Source organism: Mesorhizobium sp. (assembly GCF_005063415.1).
In the GTDB taxonomy this organism is placed as follows: Bacteria; Pseudomonadota; Alphaproteobacteria; order Rhizobiales; family Rhizobiaceae; genus Mesorhizobium.
Window position 1 is genome coordinate 20,834 of the sequence record NZ_SUEG01000061.1, and the last position, 11,127, is coordinate 31,960.

Sequence of the window (11,127 nt, forward strand, 5' to 3'; positions counted from 1 at the left end):
CGCGACAACAGCGCCTGCAGCACTTTTAGTGCGAAAGCGCCGTCGCGGCCGCAGTCGATGGTGACGAAATTGGTCGCCGAAGCCAGCGGCTTCAGCCCGTTCGCCTCGGCTATTCCGGCGATGCGCCGGCGGCCGGCGGCGACCCGCGCCACCACGCTCTCCAGCCATGCCTGATCGGCGAGCGCCTCGACGCCGGCCATCTGCGCCATGCGGCTGACGCCGTAATGATTGCGGATCTTTTCGAAATCGCGAATCACCTGGGCTTCGGCCACCGCATAGCCGCAGCGTATGCCGGCCAGCCCATAGGCCTTTGAGAAGGTGCGCATGCGGATGACGTTCGGCCGCGCCACATCGATCGGCGGCAGCGCTGAGGCTGGCCCTAATTCGCCATAGGCCTCGTCGAGCACCAGCATTGTAGTCTCCGGCAAGGCTTCGATGAAGCGGCCGAGCTCGGTCGCTTCCCACCAGCTACCCATCGGATTGTCCGGATTGGACAGGTAGACCAGCGGCGCCTTTTCCCTGGCCACTGCCGCCAGCAGGCCGTCGAGGTTTTCCCGATCGTTCTCGTAAGGCACCGCGACCAGCCGGCCGCCGACGCCGGCAACATGAAAGTTGAAGGTCGGATAGGCGCCGCGCGAGGTCACCACCGCATCGCCGGGCGCCACATACATACGCGCCACCAGGCTGAGCAGCCCGTCTATGCCTTCGCCGATGACGACGTTTTCGGCGCCGACGCCGAGATGCCGGGCTACCGCTACCTTCAAATCGTGATTGTCCGGGTCGCAATACATCCACATGTCGCCGGCAATCTCGGCCATGCGAGCAACGACGCGCGGCGAAGGGCCAAAGCTGCTCTCATTGGCGCCGATACGGGCGCGAAAGGCGCGGCCGCGCTCGCGCTCCTGCGCCTCGGGGCCGACAAACGGCACTGTGGAGGGAAGCGCGTCGATGAGCGGCGTGAGGGGAGGGCGCATGGCAAAGGCTCGTTCGAAAAGGGCCTTCTTGCTAGCCTGCTGGCTGGGCCTGCGCAAGTTCCATGGCCAGCGGCAATGGTCAGGCTGGATTCTACCGGATCATTTTGCTAGCGAGACATGATGAGCAACCGACTGCCGCCCGCTTGGTCCAAGCACATAAAGTCCCACCCGGCGCCGAAAGTGGAACCGCCGAAGGCGAAACCATTGACGCGCGTGCAGGCTGACGATGCGCTGCTGAAACAGGCGTATGGCTTGCAGCAGGCCAAGCGGTTGGCCGAGGCTGAGGAACTGTGCCGTCGCGTGCTGGAGCGCACGCCCAACCATCCTTTGGCTTTGTATATCATGGGCACGCTATTCATCGGGCTCGACGATGAAATGGCCCTGCGATATTTGGCCCGCGCCGTCGGCGAGGAGCCTCAAAACCCCTTTTATCACCTTAGTCTGGGTGAAGTTTATCTAAAAGTCAGCGAATATTCGCCCGCAATCAGGCATATCCAGCAAGCATTGAAGTTGAAGCCCGATTTGCTGGAAGCGCTTTGCGCATTGGGACGCGCTTACGTCGAATTCGACAAGGCTGACATGGCTGTGCCGGTTTACGAGAAAGCGCTCAAGATCAACCGCGATCATCCTCGCGTTCGGACAGGACTGGCCAGCGCACTCACCGGTCTCGGTCGCGTGGACGAAGCCGAAATCTATCTGAAAGAAGCGATCGAACGTCGCATCGCCATGCCCGCTGCCTATAACGAGCTTGTGCATACGCGCAAATTCACCGAGGAGCCGGCCGAACTTAAGTCCATCCTGCGCGAACTGGGCTACCCAAAGCTTGACCCCGAAAGTGCGATGAGACTTCATCACGCTGCCGGCAAGGTGCTGAACGACCTTGGGCGCTACGAAGACGCGATAGATCATTTCAAGAAAGGCAAGCAGGCCACAGGCTATAAGTTTGATCTGGAAGCCTATCGCCGCTGGGTCGACTCCACGATCGAGCTCTTCAACCCGGACATGGTGGCTGCCAAGGCGGGTCATGGAAGCCCATCGGAAGTGCCCGTGTTTGTATTGGGCATGCCCCGGTCGGGGACCACCCTGACCGAGCAGATTTGCGCGAGCCACCCTGATGTTCACGGCGCAGGAGAACTTAAAAAGCTAAGGCGAGCCGCAAATGCTACCGGCCTCACCAGGCTTTCGGCACGGGCTTTGGGCCAATCGATAGTGCCGATCACCCCGGACCTGTCCAAAATCCTGGCCGAGGAGCACCTGTCCTACCTCCGTGAGCGTGCGCCGACCGCACGCCGCATAGTCGACAAGATGCCCCGGAATTTCGAACTGATAGGCCTCATAGGCCTTCTCTTTCCCAACGCGCGGATTATTCACTGTCGCCGCGACGCCATCGACAATTGCCTCTCGTGTTTTTCCCAGAATTTCTCCAAGGGACACAGCTACACCGCCGACCTGCAGACCCTCGGGCTGTACTACCGTGAATACGATCGCCTGATGCGACATTGGGACAAGGTTTTTCCGGGACGCATCTTCGAAAACCGCTACGAGACGCTGGTTGCGGATCAGGAGGCACAATCGCACCGTCTGATCGATTATCTTGGATTGCCCTGGGACGATGCCTGCCTGCGCTTCTTCGAGAAGGGCGGATCGGTCAACACGGCCAGTCGCTGGCAAGTCCGGCAGCCGATCTACAGTTCATCTGTCAAGCGCTGGAAAAACTATGAGAGCGCAATCCAGCCGCTGATCCAATCGCTCGGCGATCTCGCCGGTGCCTGAGTTCCACGGCCGGCGGCAACGGTCAGGCTGGATTCTCCCGGACCATTTTGCTAGCGAGACATGATGAGCAACCGACTGCCGCCCGCTTGGTCCAAACACATAAAGTCGCGTTCGGCGCCGAAAGTGCAGCCGTCGAAAGTGAAATCGCCCTCGCGCGCGCAAGCTGACGACATGCTGCTGCGACAGGCGCTCGAACTTCAGCAAGCCAAGCGGCTCCCGGAGGCGGAGGAATTATGCCATCGCGTTCTCGCCCGCACGCCCAACCACCCGCTTTCGCTCTATATCCTCGGCACGCTGGGGCTCGGTGTCGACGATGAGTCGGCTCTCAAATATTTTGCGCGAGCGGCAAGCCAGGCGCCTGAAAATCCATATTACCACCTCAGCCTGGGAGAGGCCTGCCTGAAGCTTGGCGACAGCTTGCTTGCGATCAGGCACCTGCAGCGCGCCTGCGAATTGAAGCCCGATCTGGTGGAAGCGCTTTGCGGACTGGCGCGTGCCTACGTCAACTTCGACAAGGCCGAGATGGCTTTGCCCATCTACGAGAAGGCGCTAACGATCAACGGCGACCATCCCATGGTCCGGATTGGTCTGGCTGGTGCGCTCACCAGCCTCGGTCGCATGGACGAAGCCAGAGCCTATCTCGATCAGGCAATAGAACGTCGCGTCGATGTTGGGGCAGCCTACAACTACCTGGTCGACACGCAAAAATTCACCGAAAAACCTGCCGAGCTCGACTCTATCCTGCGCGAACTCTCCAATCCCAGGCTCGAACCGGTTGCTGCATCGCAGCTCCATCACGCCGCAGGCAAAGTGCTGAACGATCTTCAGCGCTATGAAGAGGCGATGGATCACTTCAAGAGGGCGAAAAAGGCCGCTGGTCACGATTTCGACCTGGAGTACTACCGCCGAAGCGTCGATTCCATGATCGAGATATTCAGCCCGTCACTATTGGAAGCCAAGGCTGGCCACGGCAGTCCGTCCGAAGTGCCTGTGTTTGTGCTGGGCATGCCCCGGTCGGGGACGACGCTGACGGAGCAGATCTGCGCGAGCCATCCGGATGTCCATGGCGCCGGGGAGCTTACGAAGCTGCGGCGAATCGCGAACTCGATGGGCTTTAGGACACTGTCGGATGAGGACCTGTGCAGTTCGATCATGTCGATGACGAGGGATCAGTCGAGGGCGCTGGCCGAACAATACCTGTCTCATCTGCGCCAGCACGCGCCTGCCGCGCTCCGCATCGTCGACAAGATGCCGCACAACTTCGAGTTTATCGGCGTGATTGGAATTCTCTTTCCCAACGCGCGCATCATTCATTGCCGGCGCGATGCCATCGACAATTGCGTCTCCTGCTTCGTCTTGCATTTCACCAAGGACCACGGCTACAACGCCGACCTTGAGACACTCGGCCTGTACTACCGCGAATATGATCGCTTGATGCGGCATTGGAATAAGGTCTTTCCCGGACGTATTTTCGAAAACTGCTACGAGACGCTGATTGCGGATCAGGAGAAGCAGTCGCGCCGTCTCATCGATCATCTCGGCTTGCCTTGGGACGATGCCTGCCTGCGCTTTTTCGAGAGGAGCGGGTCGGTCAATACCCCCAGCCGCTGGCAGGTCCGGCAGCCGATCTATAGTTCATCCGTCAAACGCTGGAAAAAGTATGAGAGCACGATCCAGCCGCTGATTCACGCCTTGGGCGATCTGGCTGAAATTTGAACAAGTAGGATGCGCCCGATCGGCCGAGGTCGATCGTGACTTGCTGTCGAGCTACAATGATCCGGTAGGCCAGCTCTTCGGATCGGCCCAAGTTTTTCTTTTGCACGAACAAGCGTGCGGAGCGAGCATTGCATTCGACCAGCCCTGCGATCGGCTGCTCAGCAGCAGCCTGCATTATGCATCGAGAGTTGACAGCTGCGTCGCGCCGATACGAAAAACCCGGCGGTTGCCCGCCGGGTTCAATCTCAATCTAGCTCGGACTGTTAGAATGAGCGCTGGAAGCGGAGCATGCCGCCGATGCTGTCCTTGTCGTCGGCATTGGTCCAGTTGCGATCGTAGGCTTTGTCAAACTGACCGTCGTGGGCCCAATCGACTTCGGCAGTGATCGTGAAGCCGGGAACGATATCATAGGCGACGTTCGCGGCGACACCGTAGTTCTTATCGTCGTCAACCGATGCCTGGAGGTTGAACGAGGTCTTCTCGTTGATGGTGTAGGTGCCACCACCCCAGACTGCCCAGTTGCCGCCCCACTGCTTGTAGAAGTTGCGGTCGATGTTGTCGTCCGAACCGTAACCGGCCATGAGGAACAGTGTCAGGTTCTGTATCGGCGTAACGTCGACGCGAACCTTGCCGGCCCACTCTTCCCAGGTGCTGTCATAGGCGGCGACACCGGTGATCGAGCCCCAGCCCTGCGTGTATTTGATACCGCCGACGACATACGGGACATAGCTGTCGATGGAATCATTGCCGCTGTTGCTGTCTTGGAAAATGCCAGGATCCGCAGCGGCGCTGCCCGAACCGGTTTCCAACGAAGCCACGGCCGAGAAGCCGTTTCCGGCATCGAAGTAATACTGGACGACGTTGGTGTCGAAGCCGCCGTAGGGGACCAGCGTATCCTGGATGACGTTGCCGGCGTAGCCGATGAAGGTATCGAAGGCCGATTCGTCCTTACCGACGCGCAGACCACCGAGCTGGACCCAGGCAAAGTTCAGCGAAACGCTCGTACCGCCATTGAAGTTGTCATCAAGGTAATCGTTGTGGTTACCCCAGTTGAAGCGGGTCTCGGTGTAGGTCTTCAAGGTGCCGAGCTCGGTTTCCTGGCCGGTCCAGGTCTTCAGCGTGAAGCGGGCGTGCTTGTAGTAGGTATCCTGCGAGTCGCCGTCCTGCTGATCGGTGGTCTTTGCACCGTCGAATGAGCCGACGTCGCCGATGCCGATGTCATAGCGGACATAGCCACCGATGCGCAGGCAGGTTTCGGTGCCGGGGATGTAGAAGTAGCCAGCGCCGTAGACGTCGCAAATCTTGACGTATTCAGCGGGTTCCGGCTCGGCGACGACGACGGCGTCGGCGGCGCGCGCACCGGAAACTGCGATCAGTGCCGCAGCGGAGCCGAGAAGAAGGCTCTTGATGTTCATTTTCTGACCTCCAGTCAGAATCGAACAAAAGAGCGGAGTTGGCGCTGTGTGTTTCTGTAGTAAGTAGCTGAGATTGCGTTGTTATTTCGGACAATCGTTGATTTTTGCACGATCACGTGACCGGCCGCAGATGTTCACCAGAGGCGTTTGCTGGCAAAAGCATGCCCGGAACCGGATTTGAGATAACGCTCGAATGAAGTCGCCTTGGATTGGCTCGAGAAGGCGATACAGGTCACGACCCGCCACGGCAGGAATTTGGACGTATGGCTGGATTTTCCGGCGTTGTGCTCGGCGATCCGTCGCTTCAGGTCCGAGGTCACACCGATATAGCGCTCGCCTTCCGCGCTCTTGCTTTCCAGCAGGTACACATACCACACGAACCGGCCCTCCCTCGCCAAGGCATCGGAGTACATCCTCCTTCGCAAGGAAATATATGCCAACCCGATTTTGCAAGCGTTCCAAGAGGTTGCGGCCCTCCTTCGCTACGGCTTCGGAGGGCATCCCGCTTCGCGCGGAAGGACTCGCTGGACTTGTCCTGCGAAGCGCGCAGCGAGGGTTTTCGGGGCTAGCGGCCCTCCTTCGCTACGGCTTCGGAGGGCATCCCGCTTCGCGCGGAGAGGGTTTCGCTGGACTTGTCCTGCGAAGCGCGCAGCGCGAAGCAGGATGGCGGAGAGGATGGGATTCGAACCCACGAGAAGCTTTTCACCTCTACTCCCTTAGCAGGGGAGCGCCTTCGACCACTCGGCCACCTCTCCGTTGCGCCGGTGGATAAAGAAAAGCGCCGGCACAATCAACAAGCTGGCGCCATTATCCTTGAAAAATCGACCCTTCGCCAAAGCGCCGCCCGGCGATGTGGCAATTCTACGGCAATTCCCTGGTTCGCGACTCGGGCCATGGTCACATTTCGGGCCGACCATCGCCGGAATCCGCCGTTTGCAACGGCTTGCGAAGGGCTGTTGGTTAACGGGAGCTTTCGGAGTGAGGCCAAATCGTGTCATTTGTGCAACAACGCCGGGGTATAGCGCCAACACAAACCTTTTGCCGGTACGATCGTGGTTGAACGCCGCCGTGTCATGGGTAATGTCGGGTTTGAAGGAGCGGCGCGGTGCGCATCTTTTTCGGTAGTGGGGATGGGGCAGGGAACGCTGTCCTTCAGCAAAGAATACCCAGACCCGTTTTTTAACTTTTGACTGGAGGTCAGAAAATGAACATCAAGAGCCTTCTTCTCGGCTCCGCTGCGGCACTGATCGCAGTTTCCGGTGCGCGCGCCGCCGACGCCGTCGTCGTCGCCGAGCCGGAACCCGCTGAATACGTCAAGATCTGCGACGTCTACGGCGCTGGCTACTACTACATCCCCGGCACCGAAATCTGCCTGCGCATCGGCGGCTATGTCCGCTATGACATCGGCGTGGGCCAGGCTGGCTCGTTCGACGGCGCCAGGTACCAGGACCTGTTGGATGCCTTGAATGGTGAAGACAACGAGAACGACGGCTACTACAAGCAGGCTCGCTTCACGCTGAGGACCTATACCGGTCAGGAAACCGAGATGGGCACCTTGAAGACCTACACCGAGACACGCTTCAACTGGGGAACCGGCTACCATTCCGTGCCTGGGTTCGACACGGGCTTCTCCGACTTTGGCAGCAGAGGCGTTTCGCTGAACTTCGCCTGGATCCAGCTCGGTGGTCTCCGCGTCGGTAAGGACGAAACAGCCTTCAACACGTTCACCGGCTACGCCGGCAACGTCATCCAGGATACGATCGTTCCCTACGGCGGCTTCGACACCAATGTCGTCCAGTATTACTTCGATGCCGGCAACGGCTTCTCGGCCGTGGCTTCGTTGGAAACCGGTGAAGGCTTTATCCTTAACGACGACAATACTGCCTTCAATCTCGGTCACGACTCGGTCGACAGCTTCGTCCCGTATGTCGTCGGCGGCGTGAAGTACACGCAGGGCTGGGGCTCCATCAGCGGTGTTGTCGCCTATGACAGCAGCCTGGAAGAATGGGCCGGCAAGGTTCGCCTCGACGTGACGCCGATGCAGAACCTGTCGCTGTTCTTGATGGCCGGCTACGGCACTGACGACAATCTCCCGCGCAACTTCTACAAGCAGTGGGGCGGCAACTGGGCAGTCTGGGGTGGTGGCACTTACACCATCAACGAGAAGACCTCGTTCAATCTCCAACTGTCGTATGACGAAGCCAAGGAAGCTGGCGTCGCGGCCAATATCGCCTACGACATCGTTCCCGGCTTCACGATCACGGCCGAAGTGGATTATGCTCACAACAGCCACCACATCGATAACGACTCGCTGCCCGGCTATGAATACAACTGGACCGGCATCCCGGGCGACAAGAAAGACGCCATCGGCGGCATGCTCCGCTTCCAGCGCTCGTTCTAAGGGCTGGACTTAAAGCAAGTGAAATCCAGCCCGGGCGCTTTAACGCCCGGGCTGTTTTGTTTTCGCGACTGGTAGCAAACAGAAGGAAAAAGGGGGGTTCGGTAGCTGAACAGGTTGTGGAACGATGTCGTTGGGATCCGCCACTGGTGGATGAAATCGGCCGCAACGCTTAAAACTCTTGAAAGGGCACCGCCAAGCAGGCAGGTCTAGGCCTATCCACTCGGGGGTGTGGCGAATAATGACGAACGATGCGATTCAAGAGGGCGGAACCTCTGATCATTTTTCGATGTTTTCTTCTCAACTGCAAAGATAAAATACAGTTACAACAAGATACGAGAAGTAAAGTCGCATAGGATCGGAGAACTTTTTTCAGCATACCGGGACATACTTTGGGATGATGGGCGGCACAAATACAATGTCAGCTCCTTCATCGGCGAGATAGACGAGATTCTCCTTGGGGAGCGTTTCAGCGCCTTTGACCAAAGCACCCTTGATAGCCTTATCGGCACCTTGCGCCAGCGCGGCAACAGCAACGCAACCATCAACCGGAAGATGGCTGCCCTCAGCAAACTGCTGCGCAAGGCTCACAAGATGGGGGATATCCACAGCCTGCCCGAGTTCCGCCGCCAGAAGGAGCGGGCGGGACGGATTCGTTTCCTCGAAAGAGACGAGGAGGCCCGGCTGTTCGCCGCCATCAAGAGCCGCAGCGAGGACGCTTATCGACTTTCCGTCTTTCTCGTCGACACCGGCTGCCGCCTCGGCGAAGCGCTGGGCTTGATCTGGAACGATATCCAGGAGCACCGCGTCAGTTTCTGGATCACTAAATCCGGCCGCAGCCGTACCATCCCGATGACCGAGCGGGTAAAAGAGGTGATCAAGCTGCCGGCCACCGAGGGCCGCCGGCCCAAAGGCCCGTTCACCAAGCTCAGCCAGGCGCAGTTTCGCGCTATCTGGAACGATGCCAAGGCAGAGGTCGGGCTTGGCGCCGACGATCAGGTCGTGCCGCATATATTGCGCCATACTTGCGCCTCGCGTCTCGTCCAGGGCGGCATCGATATCAGGCGTGTGCAGATGTGGCTCGGCCATCAGACGCTGTCGATGACCATGCGTTACGCCCATCTGGCCACCAACGACCTCGACGGCTGCGTCACCGTGCTGGAGACGCCGCGGTGCAGTGGCGCGGACAGCGGCGGTGCAAGCGCTTTGTCTTCTCCACCTCCGGCAAGGCGAGAGCCAAAAAGCGAGCCGGCCGCAAGCAAGGCCCCAAAGCCCGCGAAGAGAAGCGCCAAATCCTGACGGTTTGGGTGGATCTGGCATTGGGTTTCAGGGCAGTTGCTTCAGGTTAGCGCTGCCGCTCATTGCCCTGCCGGGCATTTCTCCCCGTATAGTGACGGGGGGAAAGGTACCCTCGCGAAAGATTTCGCTAGTCGCCAGCGTTCCGGCTAGCCCCTTCTCCCCGTAGCTATACGGGGAGAAGGTGCCGGCAGGCGGATGAGGGGCAGCGCCAACATCGATAAAATTATTTCACCGCTAATTCCAACGGAACTGTCAACGGCCGTCGGAATGCTTTGATCGACGCAAACCCTGCGCGTGAATTACTTCACTCGGTCGAGCTTTACTTCCCGCCACCCCGTCGCTCCGCCCGATCGAAAAAGCCAGCGACCTTGCCCGGCAGGCCGCCGGTTTCGAGAAACGGGGCATGCCCCTGGTCGTCGGCGGTGATCGTCTCGATACCGGTATGGCGCGTCCGCATCTGCTCGAACGTTTCGGCGGACAGCAGCTTCGAGTTGGCGCCGCGTATGACGAGCATCGGGATCGCCGTAAGCGCGTCGAACTGCGGCCAAAGATCGGGTAGCGGCTGGGTGAGGTCGAGGCCCACCAGCGTTTCGACCAGTCTCGGGTCGAAATCGGGCAAAAATCCCTCCTCGGCCTCGTGGTAGAGGGCTGACGCCATCCGCTCCCAATCCGCATTAGTCAGCACCGAAAAATCCGCGCCATGGGTGCTGCGCAGGTCGCGGACCACCTCTGCGTACGTCTTCGGCCTAGGCACGGGGTCGAGATAGGAGCGGATATGGGCGAGACCTTGCGCCTCGATCACCGGGCCGATGTCGTTGAAGACGATGGCCTTCAGCACGGCCGGCCGCATCGCCCCGAGTACATGGACGATCAGTCCGCCGCGCGAGGTGCCGATGAAGGCAGCCTCCTCGATGCTCAGCGCCGCCAGCCCGGCGAGAATATCGCCAGCTTCGATGCCGATATTGTAGTGGCCGATATCGGGATCGTAGGCGGACTGCCCGCGCCCGCGATAATCGAAGGCGACGACCTTGCGCCTCGCCTGCGCCGACAGATAAAGCGCCAATTCGTGAAAATCACGGCAATTGCGGGTCAGGCCGGGCAGGCAAACGACTGGCCAATGGCCGGAATTCGCTTCGCCGTAGATACGGGCGTGCAGGGACAGCCCGTCCGGCGCGGCGTAGAAGAAATCGGAGAAACCCTGCTCGGTTGCCATATGGATCTGTTCCTCTCTACGCTGGCTTGTTTCAACTGCTACAGGCGACGGGCGGGTAGGGTCAAATAGGGAAGTCGACAACGTTGCGGGGTCCCTTAAGGGGGAGATTGGCTGTCATCGTCGCTTTCGCCAAGCTTCATAGGGTACAGAAAGGCACTGTCAGCGAAGCTACCGATCTCCCGCTTGGGGCAGGGCTATCGCAGGTGGAAAGCCGTTGGCGCTGACCTCACCAAATTTGCCTGCATTTCGGCGCCAAAGGGGAGGTAGGCGACAAAGAGGAGGCAAACGCGCGCGGCAGCGTTCCCTCCCCCTTGTGGCCCCTTGTGGGGAGGGTTCGGG

7 protein-coding genes, 1 tRNA gene and 1 pseudogene are annotated in these 11,127 nt (G+C 59.6%); 4 read left to right on the forward strand and 5 right to left on the reverse strand.

Annotated features, from left to right (window positions below):
* Positions 1–974, reverse strand: a 974-nt coding sequence (locus E5W70_RS17450; protein ID WP_292660098.1) for a pyridoxal phosphate-dependent aminotransferase, incomplete at its 3' end; no start/stop codon positions are given.
* A 120-nt stretch (positions 975–1,094) separates the two neighbouring features.
* Here E5W70_RS17450 and E5W70_RS17455 point away from each other — a divergent pair.
* Both E5W70_RS17455 and E5W70_RS17460 read left to right on the forward strand, forming a co-directional pair.
* Positions 1,095–2,747 (forward strand): sulfotransferase, encoded by a 1,653-nt coding sequence (locus E5W70_RS17455; RefSeq protein WP_292660086.1) that lies wholly within the window; start codon positions 1,095–1,097, stop codon positions 2,745–2,747.
* A gap of 63 nt (positions 2,748–2,810) precedes the next feature.
* The gene (locus tag E5W70_RS17460) at positions 2,811–4,463 is read left to right on the forward strand and encodes a tetratricopeptide repeat-containing sulfotransferase family protein (RefSeq protein ID WP_292660088.1); all 1,653 of its coding nucleotides are present in this window, start codon (positions 2,811–2,813) and stop codon (positions 4,461–4,463) included.
* A gap of 263 nt (positions 4,464–4,726) precedes the next feature.
* Here the strand turns inward: E5W70_RS17460 and E5W70_RS17465 are convergent, their stop codons facing one another.
* From E5W70_RS17465 to E5W70_RS17475, 3 genes are all read right to left on the reverse strand, one after another.
* Positions 4,727–5,878, reverse strand: a complete 1,152-nt coding sequence (locus E5W70_RS17465; protein WP_292660091.1) for a porin — start codon at positions 5,876–5,878, stop codon at positions 4,727–4,729.
* A 134-nt stretch (positions 5,879–6,012) separates the two neighbouring features.
* Positions 6,013–6,255: a GIY-YIG nuclease family protein gene (locus E5W70_RS17470; RefSeq protein WP_292660102.1), complete on the reverse strand. Its 243-nt coding sequence runs from the start codon at positions 6,253–6,255 to the stop codon at positions 6,013–6,015.
* 287 nt (positions 6,256–6,542) lie between these two features.
* Positions 6,543–6,633, reverse strand: a tRNA-Ser gene (locus E5W70_RS17475).
* Between the two features lie 449 nt (positions 6,634–7,082).
* Between E5W70_RS17475 and E5W70_RS17480 the strand changes: the two genes are divergently transcribed.
* Both E5W70_RS17480 and E5W70_RS17485 read left to right on the forward strand, forming a co-directional pair.
* Positions 7,083–8,279, forward strand: coding sequence for a porin (locus E5W70_RS17480; protein WP_292660094.1), 1,197 nt, complete (start codon positions 7,083–7,085; stop codon positions 8,277–8,279).
* Between the two features lie 286 nt (positions 8,280–8,565).
* Positions 8,566–9,575: pseudogene (locus E5W70_RS17485) on the forward strand (site-specific integrase).
* A gap of 319 nt (positions 9,576–9,894) precedes the next feature.
* Here the strand turns inward: E5W70_RS17485 and E5W70_RS17490 are convergent.
* Complete coding sequence (locus E5W70_RS17490) at positions 9,895–10,788, reverse strand: alpha/beta hydrolase (protein WP_292660096.1); 894 nt, start codon at positions 10,786–10,788, stop codon at positions 9,895–9,897.
* Positions 10,789–11,127 lie beyond the last annotated feature (339 nt).